This window comes from Streptomyces sp. NBC_00490 (assembly GCF_036013645.1).
Taxonomy (GTDB): domain Bacteria; phylum Actinomycetota; class Actinomycetes; order Streptomycetales; family Streptomycetaceae; genus Streptomyces; species Streptomyces canus_F.
The window spans coordinates 3,355,069-3,370,383 of the sequence record NZ_CP107869.1 but is presented as its reverse complement, the minus strand read 5'-3'; the positions used below and the strand labels follow the sequence as shown (position 1 = coordinate 3,370,383).

The following is a 15,315-nucleotide window of genomic DNA, read 5'->3' as shown; positions in this document are numbered from 1 at the left end:
GCGCCGGGGCTGACGAAGCTTCCTAGCGTGAAGTCATGAGCCAGACTCCGCGTACACGCACCGTCATCTCCTGCACGCTGCTGGTGGTCGCCCTGACCGCCGGCGGCACCGCCTGCAGCAGCGAGGGCAGCCCGCTGTCGGCGGCGCCGTACGACGCGGCGGACCAGATCTCCTTCAACGGCCCCTCGGGCGACGGCAAGAAGGCCGACCCGGACAAGCCCCTGGAAGTCACCGCCGAGGACGACGACGGCCGCATCACGGACGTCACGGCCCTGGACGGGACAGGACGCTATGTGGCGGGCGAACTCTCCGCCGACGGCACCCGCTGGCACAGCACCAGCCCGCTGGCGGCCAGCGCCCACTACACGGTGCGGGTGAGCACCGAGGACGAGGACGGGGCGCCCGGCCGCAAGGTCCTCGCCTTCGACACCGGCAAGCCCCTCACCAAGAAGCGCCTGAAGGTCACCTTCGGCCCCAAGGCGGGCACGTACGGCGTCGGCCAGCCCATCACGGCCGAACTCAGCAAGCCGGTCAAGGACAAGGCGCAGCGGGCCATCGTGGAGCGCGCGCTCAAGGTCGACTCGATGCCCGCCGTGGAAGGCGCTTGGCACTGGGTGGACGACAAGGAGCTCCACTACCGGCCCAAGGAGTACTGGCCCAGCAAGGCCACCATCCAGGTTCGAAGCAATCTGGACGGAATCAAGATCAGCGACCGGCTGTGGGGCGGCAAGGTCAAGCCCCTCAAGCTGACCACGGGCGACCGGGTCATCGCCGTCACGGACGCGTCCTCGCACTCCATGACGGTCTACAAGAACGGCAAGGCGATCAACGACATCCCGGTCACCACCGGGAAGCCCGGCTTCGAGACCCGCAACGGCGTCAAGGTCGTACTCGGCAAGGAGTACTTCGTACGGATGCGCGGCACCAGCATCGGTATCTCCGAGGGCTCCTCGGAGTCGTACGACCTGCCCGTCTACTACGCCACCCGCGTCACCTGGAGCGGCGAGTACGTGCACGCCGCGCCCTGGTCGGTGGGGTCACAGGGCTACGCCAACGTCAGCCACGGCTGCACGGGCATGAGCACCGGCAACGCCGAGTGGTTCTTCGACCACGTCCGTGAGGGTGACGTCGTGAAGGTCGTGAACTCCTACGGCGACACCATGGAGACCTTCGGCAACGGCTTCGGGGACTGGAACCTCGGCTGGAAGAAGTGGCGCAACGGCAGCGCCCTGGTGGGCGGAAGCCCCGACGGCCCCCGCCCGGAGGAGAAGGCGAGACTGCGTCCCGAATCGGTCTGAGCGGCCCTGTCAGGCGCTCAGAGCCTTCTTCTGACGCAGCAGGGACGCCAGCGCCGACGCGAACTCCACCGGGTCCACAGGATGCGTCACCGCGGCCTCGGCACGGCTCCAGGTGGCCAGCCAGGCGTCCTGGGGCCGCCCGATGAGCAGCAGCACCGGCGGGCAGTTGAAGATCTCGTCCTTGGCCTGCCGGCACAGCCCCATGCCGCCCATGGGCACGGCCTCGCCGTCCAGGACGGCGACGTCGATACCGCCCCGGTCCAGTTCCTTGATGACGGCGGCGGGCGTCGCGCACTCCACGAACTCGACCTGGGGGACGTCGGGGGCGGGCCTGCGTCCGGTGGCGAGCCGCACCTGCTCGCGGGTGTTGGAGTCGTCGCTGTAGACCAGCACCGTGGCGGTCGCCTGCATGGATCCTCCGTGACATCAGTGTCGTACGGCCATGAACGGGCAGAGCCCGATGCGGCGGATGCTACTCCCTTGAACACCGGGTCAACACCCGCTTGAACACCCCCGCGATGGGCCATACGGGCAGTACACACGCTGCGGACACCCCGAACGGCACCCCCGGGAGTGAGGGCGGGATAAGGGACCGACATAATGTCGGTCGTGGCGACAGCAACGACAGTAGAAACCGGGCACGCGCACCCGTCGGTCAACCGGCCGAACCTCACCAGCGTCGGAACCATCATCTGGCTGAGTTCCGAGCTGATGTTCTTCGCGGCCCTCTTCGCGATGTACTTCACCCTCCGATCGGTGACCGGTCCCGAGTTCTGGAAGGAGAAGGCAGACTTCCTGAACCTCCCGTTCTCGGCGACGAACACCACGATCCTGGTGCTCTCCTCCCTCACCTGCCAGCTCGGCGTGTTCGCCGCCGAGCGCGGTGACGTGAAGAAGCTCCGGATGTGGTTCATCGTCACGTTCGTGATGGGTGCGATCTTCATCGGCGGTCAGGTCTACGAGTACACCGAGCTGGTGAAGCACGAGGGCCTCTCGCTCTCCTCGGACCCGTACGGCTCGGTCTTCTACCTGACCACCGGTTTCCACGGTCTGCACGTGACGGGCGGCCTCATCGCCTTCCTGTTCGTCCTCGGCCGTACCTACGCGGCCAAGAGGTTCACGCACGAGCAGGCGACCGCAGCCATCGTCGTGTCCTACTACTGGCACTTCGTCGATGTCGTCTGGATCGGCCTCTTTGCCACGATCTACCTGATCAAGTAGCCGGGCCCGCTCCCGCACATTCCAGAAGCATCGACGCAGAAGATCCTGACACCGGGGTAATCCGTGAAAAAGCTCTCCGCACGACGACGCCATCCGCTGGCGGCGGTCGTCGTCCTACTCCTCGCGCTGGCGGCCACCGGGGGGCTGTACGCCGCGTTCGCGCCGGCGGACAAGGCGCAGGCCGATGAGACCGCCCAGTCCCTCACCATCGAGGAGGGCAAGAAGCTGTACGCCGTGGGCTGCGCAAGCTGCCACGGCACCGGTGGTCAGGGCACCACCGACGGCCCGAGCCTCGTGGGTGTGGGCGCCGCGGCCGTCGACTTCCAGGTCGGCACCGGCCGTATGCCGGCCCAGCAGCCCGGCGCGCAGGTCCCGAAGAAGAAGGTCATCTACACGCAGGCCGAGATCGACCAGCTCGCCGCGTACGTCTCCTCGCTGGGTGCCGGTCCGGCCATCCCGACGAAGAACGAGTACAGCCCGGACGGAGCGGACATCGCCAAGGGTGGCGAGCTGTTCCGCACCAACTGCGCGCAGTGCCACAACTTCACCGGCAAGGGTGGCGCGCTGACGCACGGCAAGTTCGCGCCGAGCCTCGAGGGCGTCGACCCGAAGCACATCTACGAGGCCATGCAGACCGGCCCGCAGAACATGCCGTCGTTCCCCGACACCACCCTGTCGGAGCAGAACAAGCAGGACATCATCGCGTACCTCGACGCGGTCAACGGGGAGGACACCGAGAGCCCCGGCGGCCTCGAACTGGGCGGACTCGGTCCGGTCAGCGAGGGTCTGTTCGCGTGGGTGTTCGGACTCGGTGCGCTCATCGCGGTTGCCGTCTGGCTCGCCGCCCGGACCGCAAAGGCCAAGAAGTCATGAGTAGCCAAGACATTCCGGAAGAGAACGAGAACCTGCCCGCAGAGCAGGAAGCCCATGGTGCGGTAGGCGTCGCGGACGACAAGAACCCGTTCGCCGACCCCGGCCTGCCGCCCCACGAGCACCGCGTCCAGGACATCGACGAGGTGGCCGCCCGGCGCTCCGAGCGCGTGGTCGCCTTCCTGTTCACGCTGTCGATGCTGGCCACGGTCGCCTTCATCGCCTCGTACGTGGCGGTGCCGCACGACAAGGCGATCTTCGTCTTCCCGATCGGTCACATCAACGCGCTGAACTTCGCGCTCGGTCTGACCCTCGGTGTGGCGCTCTTCTCGATCGGCGCGGGCGCGGTCCACTGGGCCCGCACGCTGATGTCCGACGAGGAGATGGTCGACGAGCGGCACCCGATCTCGGCCCCTGCCGAGGTCCGCGAGAAGGTCTTCGAAGACTTCAAGGCGGGCACCAAGGAGTCCGCGATCGGCCGTCGCAAGCTGATCCGCAACACGATGCTCGGTGCGCTCACCCTGGTGCCGCTGTCCGGAGTCGTGCTGCTGCGCGACCTCGGCCCGCTGCCCGGGACCAAGCTCCGCCACACCATGTGGAAGAAGGGGCTGCTGCTCGTCAACATGAACACCAACGAGCCGCTGCGCCCCTCGGACATCGCCGTCGGTTCGCTCACCTTCGCCAAGCCCGACGGCCTGGAGGAGGACGACCACGAATTCCAGACGGAGATCGCCAAGGCGGCCCTGATGATCGTCCGGCTCCAGCCGGAGGACATCAAGGACAAGCGCGAGCTCGAGTGGTCGCACGAGGGCATCGTCGCGTACTCGAAGATCTGCACCCACGTCGGTTGCCCGATCTCCCTGTACGAGCAGCAGACGCACCACGTGCTCTGCCCCTGCCACCAGTCCACCTTCGACCTCTCCGACGGCGCCCGAGTGATCTTCGGCCCTGCCGGTCACGCCCTGCCGCAGCTGCGCATCGCCGTGAACGACGAGGGCTACCTCGAAGCGCAGGGCGACTTCGAAGAGCCTGTCGGTCCTGCCTTCTGGGAGCGCGGATGAGCACCAACGAGAACACCGAGCCCGCCCGCGACCGCGGGAAGGCGCCGGCCGGCGAGAAGCTCGCCGACTGGGCCGACGGCCGGCTGGGGATCTACTCCCTGGCCAAGGCCAACATGCGCAAGATCTTCCCCGACCACTGGTCGTTCATGCTGGGCGAGATCTGCATGTACAGCTTCATCATCATCATCCTCACGGGTGTGTATCTGACGCTGTTCTTCCACCCGTCGATGAACGAGGTGGAGTACCACGGCAGCTACGTCCCGCTGCAGGGACAGCTGATGTCCGAGGCGTTCAACTCGACCATGCACATCTCCTTCGATGTGCGCGGTGGTCTGCTGATCCGGCAGATCCACCACTGGGCGGCGCTGATCTTCCTCGCCGGCATGTTCGTGCACATGATGCGCGTGTTCTTCACGGGCGCGTTCCGCAAGCCGCGTGAGGTCAACTGGCTGTTCGGCTTCCTGCTGTTCGTCCTGGGCATGTTCACCGGCTTCACCGGCTACTCGCTCCCGGACGACCTGCTTTCCGGCACCGGTGTCCGCTTCATGGAGGGCGCGGTCCTGTCCGTGCCGATCGTCGGCACGTACCTGTCGTTCTTCCTCTTCGGCGGCGAGTTCCCGGGCGGCGACTTCGTGGCCCGGTTCTACTCGGTCCACATCCTGCTGCTGCCGGGCATCATGCTCGGCCTGATGGTGGCGCACCTGATCCTGGTGTTCGTCCACAAGCACACGCAGTACGCGGGCCCCGGCAAGACCAACAAGAACGTGGTCGGCATGCCGCTGTTCCCGGTCTACACGGCCAAGGCCGGCGGCTTCTTCTTCCTGGTCTTCGGTGTCATCGCGGTCATCTCGGCGATCGCCTCGATCAACCCGATCTGGTCCATGGGCCCCTACCGGCCGGACCAGGTGTCCACGGGCGCCCAGCCCGACTGGTACATGGGCTTCTCCGAGGGCCTGATCCGTGTCATGCCGGGCTGGGAGATCAACTTCTGGGGTCACACGCTCGTCCTGGGTGTGTTCATCCCGCTGGTGATCTTCCCGCTGGTCCTGGTCGCGATCGCGGTCTACCCGTTCATCGAGGCCTGGGTCACCGGCGACAGGCGCGAGCACCACATCCTGGACCGCCCGCGCAACGCGCCGACGCGTACGGCCTTCGGTGTCGCCTGGCTCACGGTGTACTTCGTGCTGCTGATCGGTGGCGGCAACGACCTGTGGGCCACGCACTTCCACATGTCGATCAACTCGATCACCTGGTTCGTCCGGATCGCGTTCTTCGTCGCCCCGGTGCTCGCGTTCATCGCGACCAAGCGGATCTGCCTCGGCCTCCAGCGCCGCGACAGGGAGAAGGTGCTGCACGGCCGCGAGTCGGGCATCATCAAGCGCCTGCCGCACGGTGAGTTCATCGAGGTGCACGAGCCGCTCAGCCAGGACGCGCTGCACACGCTCACCGCGCACGAGCAGTACGTGCCGGCCGAGATCGGCCCGACGGTCGACGACAACGGCGTCGAGCGCAAGGTGAAGGGCTCCGAGAAGCTGCGGGTCAAGCTGAGCAAGGCCTACTTCGGCGAGGAGTCCCAGATCCCCAAGCCCACCGCCGAGGAGTACAAGGAGATCACGAGCGGCCACGGCCACCACTGATCGCTGCGCTCGCCACGCGCGCCGAAGGGCCCCGTCCGAACACCGGACGGGGCCCTTCGCCGTCCCCTGCGGCTGGATAGGGTGGGCCCACACTCTTCTACGACATCCTGGAGCGGCCTTATGAGCGCTGTGACCCCCGCTGGAGGCGACACCGCGGCGGGCCGTTCCTGGCCCGAGGTACTGAGCGCCCTGCTCGCCGGGCAGGACCTGAGCTCGGGCGACACGGCGTGGGCCATGGACCGCTTCATGAGCGGCGAGGCCACGGACGCCCAGATCGCGGGCTTCATGGTGGCGCTGCGGGCCAAGGGGGAGACGGTCGAGGAGATCACCGGTCTCGTCGAGGCGATGTACGCGCACGCGCAGCCGCTGGACATCCCCGGGCCCGCCGTCGACATCGTCGGCACCGGCGGCGACCGGGCGAAGACGGTCAACATCTCGACGATGTCCGCCATCGTGATCGCGGGCACCGGGGCGAAGGTCGTCAAGCACGGCAACCGGGCCTCGTCCTCGGCGAGCGGTTCCTCCGACGTCCTGGAGAAGCTCGGCATCAACCTGGACCTGTCGCCCGCGCGGGTGGCCCAGGTGGTGGAAGAAGCCGGCATCACCTTCTGTTTCGCGGCCAGGTTCCACCCGTCGATGCGGTTCGTCGGCGGGGTCCGCCGGGACCTCGGGATCCCGACCTCGTTCAACCTGCTCGGCCCGCTGACCAACCCCGCGAGGGTCACCGCCTCGGCGGTCGGCTGCTTCGACACCCGGATGGCGGGGCTCATGGCCGGAGTGCTCGCCGAGCGAGGCTCCTCCGCGCTGGTCTTCCGCGGTGACGACGGTCTCGACGAACTGACGACCACGGCCACGTCACGGGTGTGGGTCGTCCGCGACGGCAAGGTGCGCGAGGAGGCCTTCGACCCGCGGGACGTCGGACTCGAACTGGTGCCGGTGGAGGCGCTGCGGGGCGCGGACGCCTCGTTCAACGCCGAGGTCGCCCGACGTCTGCTGGACGGCGAGACCGGAGCGGTGCGGGACGCGGTCCTGCTCAACTCGGCCGCGGCGCTGGTGGCGTTCGCGCCGACGGAGGCACCGCTCGTGGACCAGATCCGGGCCGGCATGGTGAAGGCGGCCGAGTCGATCGACTCCGGCGCGGCCAAGCGGACGCTGGAGCGCTGGGCGGCGGCCAGCAACGCCTGACGTCCACCGGTTGTCGTCCCGCGATCCGGACACGGGTTGCGGGACGACGATCACATCGCGTACGTTCTTTGACCAGGTCATGAGTGACAGTCATGAGGCCCCGGCCGACTGTCCGGCAACCCTCCGTCCGTGGCGGGGTGCCCCGGGTGAAGACCAGGCCGTAGGCAGCGAGGTCTACGGCAAGCGCGGGCCCCTCTCGAAATCCAGGGGTCCTGGTCGTTCGAGGGAGTCTTCCGTGAGCAAGCGAATGCGATAGGGCTGCCGAGCCCCGCCTCCGCGCACCCTTTTCCTCACCTCCGCATGTCCTTCTCCGGCATGCTCTCTCACGGGAGTTCCCCATGTCTGTCTCCACCGCTGCCGCCGCCCAGACCATTTGTGCCCCGCTGCCCGTTCTGGGAAGCGATGTCACCGTCCCGCTCGTCACCGGTGGCGAGGTCACCTACGCGGCCCTCGACTACGCGGCCAGCGCCCCCGCCCTGCAGCGCGTGTGGGACGACGTGGCGGCCTACGCCCCGTACTACGGCAGCGTCCACCGCGGCGCCGGGTACCTCTCCCAGCTGTCGACGGACCTCTTCGAGAACGCCCGGAACACCATCAGCGAGTTCCTGGACTGCCGCGCCGACGACCAGCTGGTCTTCACCCGCTCGACCACCGACTCCCTGAACCTCCTCGCCGCCGCCCTCCCCGCCGACTGCCAGGTCTTCGTCTTCGAGACCGAGCACCACGCGAGCCTGCTGCCCTGGCAGGACGCCCGCGTCACCTACCTCGACGCCCCGCGCACCCCGGCCCAGGCCGTCGAGACCCTGGAGAAGGCGCTGGCGGCCCGCGACCCGTTCGGTCCGGCCCTGGTCTGCGTGACCGGCGCCTCCAACGTCACCGGCGAGCTGTGGCCGGTGCGTGAGCTGGCCGCCGCCGCCCACGCGCACGGCGCCCGGATCGTCCTGGACGCCGCCCAGCTCGCCCCCCACCACCCGGTCTCGGTGCGGGACCTGGACGTCGACTGGATCGCCTTCTCCGGCCACAAGCTGTACGCGCCCTTCGGCTCCGGTGTCCTCGCGGGCCGCGCCGACTGGCTCCAGGCGGCCGACCCCTACCTCGCCGGCGGCGGCGCCAGCCGCAAGGTCACCCGCCGTACGGACGGCGGCGTGGACGTCGAGTGGCACGAGACCGCGGCCCGCCACGAGGCCGGGTCCCCGAACGTGATCGGCGCCTACTCCATCGCGTCGGCCTGCAAGGCGCTCACCGAGGCCGGTTTCGACACCCTGGTCGCCCGTGAGCGGCACCTGATCGAGAAGGTGAGGACCGGCCTCGCCGAGGTCCCCGAGGTCCGGATCCTGTCCCTCTTCGGGGACGACGCCCCGCGCGTCGGCGTGATCTCCTTCGTCGTCGAGGGCTGGAACAGCTCCCACTTCGCCGCCGCCCTCTCCGCCGAGTACGGCATCGGCGTCCGCGACGGCCTCTTCTGCGCCCACCCCCTCGTCCGCACCCTTCTCGGCAGCGACCCCCAGACCCAGGGCGAGTGCGGAGCCCCGGAGGCCGCGCCCGGCGAGAAGTCCCTCAACGCGATCCGGGTGAGCTTCGGCGCGGGCACGCCGGACGAGCACGTCGAGCGCTTCGTGACCGCCGTCAAGGAGCTCGTCCAGGACGGTGCGAAGTGGAAGTACCGCACGGAGGACGGCCGTTGCGTCCCGGCGGTCTGACCTGCTGACGGGCCTGCTATACCCTGCCTCCTCGACAGGTTCACGCAGACGGGGGAGCGGGAAGTGCAGGTGCTGCGCGCGACGGACCCACGCAGGATCGGCCCGTACGAGGTACGGGGCCGGCTCGGCTCGGGCGGCATGGGCGAGGTCTATCTCGCCGAGTCACGGGCGGGACTGCGGCTCGCGGTGAAGGTCGTGCGGTCCGAGTACGCCCAGGACCGCACCTTCCGCGCCCGGTTCCGGCAGGAGGTGCGGGCCGCGCAGACGGTCGGCGGGACGGGGACGTACACCGCGCGCGTCGTGGACGCCGATCCGGAGGGCGAACACCCGTGGATGGCCACGGAGTTCGTGGAAGGGCCGAACCTGCGGGACGCGGTGCTGGACGGCGGTCCGCTGCCGGAGCCGGCGGTACGGGTGCTGGCGGCGGCGCTGGGTGAGGCGCTGGGCGCCATCCACGCCAAGGGCATGGTCCACCGGGACCTCAAGCCCTCCAACATCCTGCTCGCCCCCGACGGCCCCCGGGTCATCGACTTCGGGATCGTCCGGGCGCTGGAGGCCACGGCGATGACCCGCACGGGCGCGATCGTCGGCTCGGTCGGCTATGTCTCGCCCGAGCAGATCCGCAACGGCGGCCAGGTCGGCCCGCCGAGCGACGTCTTCGCCCTGGGCGCGGTGCTGGCGTACGCGGCGAGCGGCCGCGAGCCCTTCGGCGAGGGCCAGGACTCGGTGATCCTGCTGCGCGTGCTGACCCGGGACTTCGACCTGAAGGGCGTACCGGAGGGTCTGCTGCCGCTGGTGGAGTCCTGTCTGCGGGACGAGCCGGGGGAGCGGCCCACGCCGGAGGCGGTCATCGAGGCCGTGGGGCACACGGCGGGAACGCTGCGGGAGAGCGTACGGTCCGGCTGGTTCAGGGGCGCCTCGGCGGAGCCCGTCGCGGCCAAGGGTGCCGAACGGTGGCTTCCGCAGGGCGAGTCGGGGGAGCGGGAGAGCCGGGTCGAGTACGTGGCACCGGTGACGGCGACGGACACGCCGGTGCCGGGTGTGGTGGTGCCGGAGGTCCCGGTGACGGCCGTGGTCCCCGGTTCCGCGCCCGCGCCTTCGCGGCGCCGGCTGTTGCGGGCCGTGGCGGGCGGGGGCGTGGTCGCAGCCGTCGGGGCAGCGGGCGGCTGGTGGTGGCTCGGGAGGCCGGACGCCGGCGCCGAGGGGAAGGCCGGGAGCGCGAGCGCACCGGGGGCCGTCGCGCGAAAGGCGGCCGCGAGCTGGACGTACGAGGCCGGCGGCGCCCCGAGCGTGAGCGGCGGCCCCTGCGGGGTGCTCTCCGCCGACGGCCGGACGCTGTACGTCGCCGTGGCCGACGGGACCCTGCGGGCCGTGGGCAGCGACGGCAAGGAACGCTGGGGGGCGCCCCTCATCAAGGGGGAGGCCACCTTCACCAGGCCGGTTGTCACCGCCGACGGAATCTTCGTCGCCGTGGTCACCGACACCGTGAACGCGGACGGGGAGCCGGCCGAACCGGGCCGGCTCATCGCGGTGAGCGCCGACGGTGAGCGGATGTGGACGAGGGATCTGCCCAGCCCGTACTTCCGGCAGCCCGTGGCACTCGGAGGCGCCGTCGTCGTCGCTTCCGCGGTGCGCGCCTTCGACGGCGCGGGTGTCGTGCAGGCGTACGACAGCCGGGGCAAGGTGCGCTGGGACGCCTCGGTGGGCGGTGCGCCGACCGAGGAGCTCGTCGTGGCCGATGGCGTCCTCTACGTGCCCTGCTACGACAACCACCTCTACGGGATCACCGACGAAGGCACCGCCAAGCCGTTCGACGCCCTGCTGGACCGTGATGCCGGCCGCCCCGCCGTGAGCGGCGACACCGTGGTCGTGAGCACCGGGAACCAGGCGAACGAACTGTTCGGGCTGGACCTGGCGGGCCGCGTGAAATGGCGGGAGCAGGGCATCGCCGGTTCCTACGTCCCGGCGAAGGCGGCCACCTTCGACTTCCTGGGGGTGACCGCCGCGGAGGCGACGCTCCGGGCGATCACGAAGGACGGCGAGGTGGCTTGGACGTACGGCGGAGGCGGGGCCTTCTCGGACCCGGTGCTGGTGGACACCACCGTCTACGTGCGCACGGCCACCGAGATCCACGCCCTCGACGTACAGGGCAAGCTGCGCTGGAAGGCCGAGGTGGGTGCCGATCCGGGCGTCCTGCTGAGCCCCGTCGTCCGCGGCCGACGTGTCTACGCCGGCACGGCCAAGGGCATCATGGCCCTCGACGTCACCGCCTAGCTGTCGAGGCCGATCGCGAACGCCGCCTCCAGGTCGTGCTGGGAGTACGTGCGGAAGGCGACGTGGGTGTCGGTGCCCTCGACGCCCGGGATCTTGCTGATGCTGCCGGGGATGACCTCGGCGAGGTCCTCGTGCTGCTTGACCCGGACCATGGCGATCAGGTCGTAGGTGCCGGTGACGGAGAAGACCTCGCTCACGGAGTCCAGGGCCGCGATCGACTCGGCGATCTCGGGGATCCGGTCCACGCTGGTCTTGATGAGGACGATCGCGGTGATCACTGCTGGTTCTCTCCCTCGGGGGCCGCTGCTGGGGCGGTCTTCACTCTAGTGGCACGGCCGAATCGCACCCATGCGAAGGCGAAGCCCAGGCCGAAGCCCACCAGGTGGGCCAGATACGCCACCCCCGGGCCCTGCGACGCCTGTCCCGCCGCCAGCCACTGCAGGGCCGCCCAGAAGGGCAGCACGACCCAGGCCGGGAAGCGCAGCGGGAGGAAGAAGAGGAACGGGAGCAGGCTTGTCACCCGGGCCCCGGGGAACAGGTAGAGAAACGCTCCGAGGACCGCGGAGATCGCCCCCGAGGCGCCGACCAGCGACTGCTCGGACTCGGCGTTGGCGGCCGCGTACCCCAGCAGCGCGAGGTAGCCGCAGCCCAGGTAGAAGAGCGTGAACTGGACGCGGCCCATCCGTTCCTCGGTCAGCACGCCGAAGACGTAGAGGAAGAGCATGTTGCCGAGGAGGTGGACCCAGCTGCCGTGGACGAAGAGCGCTGTCGCCGGGGTGAGCACGGCTCTGGCGGAACCCTCGAACAGTTCTGCGGGGACCACGCCCCAGCGGTGGAAGTAGGCGCGCTGGACGGCCGCCAGCGCGTCGCCGGAGCCGTACGCCGGATTGAGGCCCGCCGCCGGGCCGACCACGAAAAGCGCGCAGCACAGGGCGATGAGGCCGTAGGTCATCGGCGCCGACCGCCACAGCGACCTGCTCGCCCGGCCGGCCACCACGCTCCAGTTGCTGATCATGAACACAGAGCATGACGTAAGGGGACGCAAGCCGACAGACCGCCTCGCCGCCGTGGACGGACCAGCGGCGAGTCCCCGCCAGGCCGTAGGGTTACGGCCACACGCGCCGGGAGACCGGCGCGTCACGGACAATAGAGACCTAGAAGGAATGAGCACAGTCACGATGACGGTTCCCCTGCCGACCGCCTCGACGCGGTGGCGCTGCACCCTCTGTGGCAACCTCACGCGCTTCGATGTGACCCGCTCGTCGAAGGTCGTCGAGTACGTCCACCTCGACCTCGCCGGTGAGCCGAAGGTCGAGGAGCGCGAGGTGGTCAGTGAGACCATCGAGTCGGTGCGCTGCCGCTGGTGCAATGCCGTGGATCAGGTGGAACTCGTGGACAGGCCGGGCGCCGGCTCCTGAGGGAGCGGGCCCCGCGGAACGGTTGGGGTGTTGACGGATGGTGGAGAGCGCAGGCGGGGGGCCGGGCGACGGCGCCGCTGAGGTGCTCGACCGTCCGCTGCCCGACGGCGTGCGCCGCCGGGTCGTGCAGATCGTGTCCGACGGCTTCGGCGGGCTGACCGTCGGCGAACTGCCCGCACAGCTCAGACAGTACGCGAGATTCGCTCCCAACCGGCGGGCCAAGTTCGCCGGCAACGCGATGGCGGCGGCACTGGAGACCGATCCGCTGTTCCGGCAGCGGATCGGGGAGAAGTTCAGAGAGGCCCAGCCGGAGCTCTCCGGCGCCCTCGACTCCGGCACACCACCCCCGGCCGCGGATCCGCTCGACGTGGCGGCCGCGGCCTATGTTCTGCGCCCCACCGGCTGGGTGAAGCTCGTGACGGCGGCAGGCGAGGAGGCCCAGCGGGCCGACGCCGAGCGCGCCGACGAGGAGAGCCGCGCCGAGCTGGAGCGACTGCGCGAGGAGCTCGCGCACGCGCGCGAGCACACGCGCACCGAGACCGAGCGGCTGCGCACCGAACTGGAGTCGGCGAAGAAGGAAGCCGAATCGCTGCACCGGAAGCTGCGCGCCGCCCACAGCGACGTCAAGCGCGGCGAGGCCGCCCTGCGCAAGATCCAGGGCGAGATCGAGACCGTACGCGCCGAGGGGCAGACCCAGGTCTCCGCCGCCGAGGTCGAGGCCCGCCGGCTCAAGGCCCGCCTGAGCGAGGTCGAGGCCGCCCTCGAGGCCACCCGCAGAGCGGCCCGCGAGGGGCGCAGCGTCGAGGACATGCGCGTACGGCTGCTTCTGGACACCGTGCTCGACGCGGCGCAGGGGCTGCGCCGGGAGCTGGCGTTGCCGCCGCTGTCCGTACGGCCGGCCGAGACCGTCGACGCGGTCGAACCGGGACGAATGACCCCGAAGGACATCGCGGCGCGGGCCCTGTCCGAGAACGACCCCGCGATCCTGGACCAGCTTCTCGCCCTGCCGCAGGCGCACTTGGTGGTCGACGGCTACAACGTGACCAAGACCGGCTATCCCCAGATGCCCCTGGAGAAGCAGCGGCTCAGGCTGCTCGGTCAGCTCTCGCAGCTCGCGGCTCAAACCGGGGCAGAAGTGACGTGTGTCTTCGACGGGGCCGAGCTGGCCGCGCCGGTGCTGCTCGCGCCGCCGCGCGGAGTGCGGGTGCTGTTCTCCAAGCCCGGTGTGACCGCCGACGAGTTGATCCGCCAGCTGGTGCGCGCCGAGCCGCCGGGGAGGCCGGTCATCGTCGCCTCCACCGACCGTGAGGTCGCCGACGGGGTGGCCAAGGCGGGGGCCCGGCCGGTCGCTTCGGCGATGCTTCTGAAGCGGCTGTCCTGATCGTCAACTTCCAGGTTTAATGCCCGAATTAGCGCAATCGTCACGCAACGTAGCGTCAATCCGGCATCACTGCTCGTGAGTTGTGTGTAAAGAATGCAGCCTGTGACGGGTTTTTTCTCGTGAGGATTTGAACTGATCACAAGAAGGTCACTAGGGTCTGGGCTCGAACCTCCGAACGGGTGATCACTCACAAGAAGGAGCTCACCTCCGTGGCGTCCCACCGTCGACCCAAGCAGCCGAGCCGCACGCGCGTGACCGTGCTGACCACAGCTGCTGCCGCTGCAGTCGCTCTGAGCGCCAACGCCGCCAACGCGGCACCGAGCGAGAAGCCCAGCAAGGACGAGGTCAAGTCCAAGGTCGACAAGCTCTACGAGGAGGCCGAGCAGGCCACCGAGAAGTTCAACGGCGCCAAGGAGAAGCAGGAGAAGCTCCAGAAGGAGATCTCCACGATCCAGGACAACGTCGCCCGCGGCCAGGAGGAGCTCAACGACCTCCGGGACTCCATGGGTCTGGCCGCCGCCGCCCAGTACCGCACGGGCAGCATCGACTCCTCCCTCCAGCTCTTCCTGTCGTCGAACCCGGACGACTACCTGGACAAGGCGTCCACCGCCGACCAGCTCAGCGCCCAGCAGGTCGACGCGCTGAAGAAGATCCAGGAGAAGCAGCGCGAGCTCGCGCAGGAGCGCTCCGAGGCGTCCGAGAAGCTCAAGGACCTCTCGAGCACCCGCACCGAGCTGGCCAAGAAGAAGAAGGAAGTCCAGGGCAAGCTCGCCGAGGCGCAGAAGCTCCTCAACAGCCTGACCGCCGCCGAGAAGGCCTCCCTCGCCGCCGAGCAGGACCGCGCCAGCCGCTCCTCCGCCGAGCGGGTGGACCTCGGCAAGTCCACCCCCGCCTCCGGCCGGGCCGCCGCCGCCTTCTCGGCCGCGCAGTCCCAGCTCGGCAAGCCGTACGTCTACGGCGCCACCGGCACCGCCTCCTACGACTGCTCGGGCCTGACCTCCTGGGCCTACGCGCAGGCCGGCGTCGGGATACCGCGCACCTCGGAGGCGCAGGCCAACTACGGCACCCGGATCTACTCGCAGAGCCAGCTCCAGGTCGGCGACCTCGTCTTCTTCTTCAACGACCTGCACCACGTCGGTCTGTACGCGGGCAACGGGCAGATCATCCACGCGCCGCGCAGCGGCACGGTCGTCCGCTACGAGTCGATGGGCACCATCGGCGGCCCCTTCATGTTCGGCGTCCGCGTCTGACCCCGAGCAGTCCGCGATCA

General features: G+C 69.5%; 14 protein-coding genes and 1 riboswitch. Of the genes, 11 read left to right on the top strand and 3 right to left on the bottom strand.

Annotated elements, in window-relative coordinates:
• The first annotated feature begins 35 nt into the window (after positions 1-35).
• On the top strand, positions 36-1,298 hold the full coding sequence (locus tag OG381_RS15205) for a L,D-transpeptidase (RefSeq protein ID WP_327716638.1): 1,263 nt from the start codon (positions 36-38) through the stop codon (positions 1,296-1,298).
• 9 nt (positions 1,299-1,307) lie between these two features.
• Here the strand turns inward: OG381_RS15205 and OG381_RS15200 are convergent, their stop codons facing one another.
• Positions 1,308-1,709, bottom strand: coding sequence for a hypothetical protein (locus OG381_RS15200; protein ID WP_327716637.1), 402 nt, complete (start codon positions 1,707-1,709; stop codon positions 1,308-1,310).
• A 189-nt stretch (positions 1,710-1,898) separates the two neighbouring features.
• On the opposite strand from OG381_RS15200, the gene ctaE reads away from it, so the two are divergent.
• The 7 genes from ctaE to OG381_RS15165 all read left to right on the top strand — a co-directional run bounded on the left by ctaE (position 1,899) and on the right by OG381_RS15165 (position 11,246).
• Positions 1,899-2,519 carry an aa3-type cytochrome oxidase subunit III gene (gene ctaE, locus OG381_RS15195; protein ID WP_171141838.1) on the top strand — a complete coding sequence of 207 codons (621 nt, stop codon included), beginning with the start codon at positions 1,899-1,901 and terminating at the stop codon, positions 2,517-2,519.
• Between the two features lie 63 nt (positions 2,520-2,582).
• The gene (gene qcrC / locus OG381_RS15190; RefSeq protein WP_307031929.1) at positions 2,583-3,392 is read left to right on the top strand and encodes a cytochrome bc1 complex diheme cytochrome c subunit; all 810 of its coding nucleotides are present in this window, start codon (positions 2,583-2,585) and stop codon (positions 3,390-3,392) included.
• Complete coding sequence (qcrA, locus tag OG381_RS15185; protein WP_327716636.1) at positions 3,389-4,450, top strand: cytochrome bc1 complex Rieske iron-sulfur subunit; 1,062 nt, start codon at positions 3,389-3,391, stop codon at positions 4,448-4,450. The genes qcrC and qcrA overlap by 4 nt, the downstream gene beginning before the upstream one ends.
• Complete coding sequence (gene qcrB, locus OG381_RS15180; protein WP_327716635.1) at positions 4,447-6,087, top strand: cytochrome bc1 complex cytochrome b subunit; 1,641 nt, start codon at positions 4,447-4,449, stop codon at positions 6,085-6,087. The genes qcrA and qcrB overlap by 4 nt, the downstream gene beginning before the upstream one ends.
• Before the next feature lie 120 nt (positions 6,088-6,207).
• A complete protein-coding gene (trpD, locus tag OG381_RS15175) occupies positions 6,208-7,272 on the top strand; it encodes an anthranilate phosphoribosyltransferase (RefSeq protein WP_327716634.1) in 1,065 nt (354 codons plus the stop codon).
• 75 nt (positions 7,273-7,347) lie between these two features.
• Positions 7,348-7,464: riboswitch (SAM riboswitch) on the top strand.
• Positions 7,465-7,610: 146 nt separating this feature from the next.
• Positions 7,611-8,972 carry an aminotransferase class V-fold PLP-dependent enzyme gene (locus OG381_RS15170; protein WP_327716633.1) on the top strand — a complete coding sequence of 454 codons (1,362 nt, stop codon included), beginning with the start codon at positions 7,611-7,613 and terminating at the stop codon, positions 8,970-8,972.
• Between the two features lie 63 nt (positions 8,973-9,035).
• Positions 9,036-11,246, top strand: coding sequence for a serine/threonine-protein kinase (locus tag OG381_RS15165; RefSeq protein ID WP_327716632.1), 2,211 nt, complete (start codon positions 9,036-9,038; stop codon positions 11,244-11,246).
• Here the strand turns inward: OG381_RS15165 and OG381_RS15160 are convergent.
• Together OG381_RS15160 and OG381_RS15155 are read right to left on the bottom strand one after the other, a co-directional pair.
• On the bottom strand, positions 11,243-11,524 hold the full coding sequence (locus OG381_RS15160) for an Lrp/AsnC family transcriptional regulator (protein ID WP_046261229.1): 282 nt from the start codon (positions 11,522-11,524) through the stop codon (positions 11,243-11,245). The genes OG381_RS15165 and OG381_RS15160 overlap by 4 nt on opposite strands.
• Positions 11,521-12,261: a rhomboid family intramembrane serine protease gene (locus OG381_RS15155; protein ID WP_327716631.1), complete on the bottom strand. Its 741-nt coding sequence runs from the start codon at positions 12,259-12,261 to the stop codon at positions 11,521-11,523. The genes OG381_RS15160 and OG381_RS15155 overlap by 4 nt, the downstream gene beginning before the upstream one ends.
• A gap of 163 nt (positions 12,262-12,424) precedes the next feature.
• Between OG381_RS15155 and OG381_RS15150 the strand changes: the two genes are divergently transcribed.
• The 3 genes from OG381_RS15150 to OG381_RS15140 all read left to right on the top strand — a co-directional run bounded on the left by OG381_RS15150 (position 12,425) and on the right by OG381_RS15140 (position 15,295).
• On the top strand, positions 12,425-12,664 hold the full coding sequence (locus OG381_RS15150; protein ID WP_037719539.1) for a hypothetical protein: 240 nt from the start codon (positions 12,425-12,427) through the stop codon (positions 12,662-12,664).
• Positions 12,665-12,701: 37 nt separating this feature from the next.
• The gene (locus OG381_RS15145) at positions 12,702-14,045 is read left to right on the top strand and encodes an NYN domain-containing protein (protein WP_327716630.1); all 1,344 of its coding nucleotides are present in this window, start codon (positions 12,702-12,704) and stop codon (positions 14,043-14,045) included.
• A gap of 209 nt (positions 14,046-14,254) precedes the next feature.
• On the top strand, positions 14,255-15,295 hold the full coding sequence (locus tag OG381_RS15140; RefSeq protein ID WP_327716629.1) for a C40 family peptidase: 1,041 nt from the start codon (positions 14,255-14,257) through the stop codon (positions 15,293-15,295).
• Positions 15,296-15,315 lie beyond the last annotated feature (20 nt).

Excerpts from the sequence above, each read along its gene's own strand:
- OG381_RS15205 (WP_327716638.1), top strand. The coding sequence starts at position 36 with ATGAGCCAGACTCCGCGTACACGCACCGTCATCTCCTGCACGCTGCTG.
- OG381_RS15200 (WP_327716637.1), bottom strand. The coding sequence starts at position 1,709 with ATGCAGGCGACCGCCACGGTGCTGGTCTACAGCGACGACTCCAACACC.
- ctaE (WP_171141838.1), top strand. The coding sequence starts at position 1,899 with ATGTCGGTCGTGGCGACAGCAACGACAGTAGAAACCGGGCACGCGCAC.
- qcrA (WP_327716636.1), top strand. The coding sequence starts at position 3,389 with ATGAGTAGCCAAGACATTCCGGAAGAGAACGAGAACCTGCCCGCAGAG.
- qcrB (WP_327716635.1), top strand. The coding sequence starts at position 4,447 with ATGAGCACCAACGAGAACACCGAGCCCGCCCGCGACCGCGGGAAGGCG.
- trpD (WP_327716634.1), top strand. The coding sequence starts at position 6,208 with ATGAGCGCTGTGACCCCCGCTGGAGGCGACACCGCGGCGGGCCGTTCC.
- OG381_RS15170 (WP_327716633.1), top strand. The coding sequence starts at position 7,611 with ATGTCTGTCTCCACCGCTGCCGCCGCCCAGACCATTTGTGCCCCGCTG.
- OG381_RS15155 (WP_327716631.1), bottom strand. The coding sequence starts at position 12,261 with ATGATCAGCAACTGGAGCGTGGTGGCCGGCCGGGCGAGCAGGTCGCTG.
- OG381_RS15150 (WP_037719539.1), top strand. The coding sequence starts at position 12,425 with ATGACGGTTCCCCTGCCGACCGCCTCGACGCGGTGGCGCTGCACCCTC.
- OG381_RS15145 (WP_327716630.1), top strand. The coding sequence starts at position 12,702 with ATGGTGGAGAGCGCAGGCGGGGGGCCGGGCGACGGCGCCGCTGAGGTG.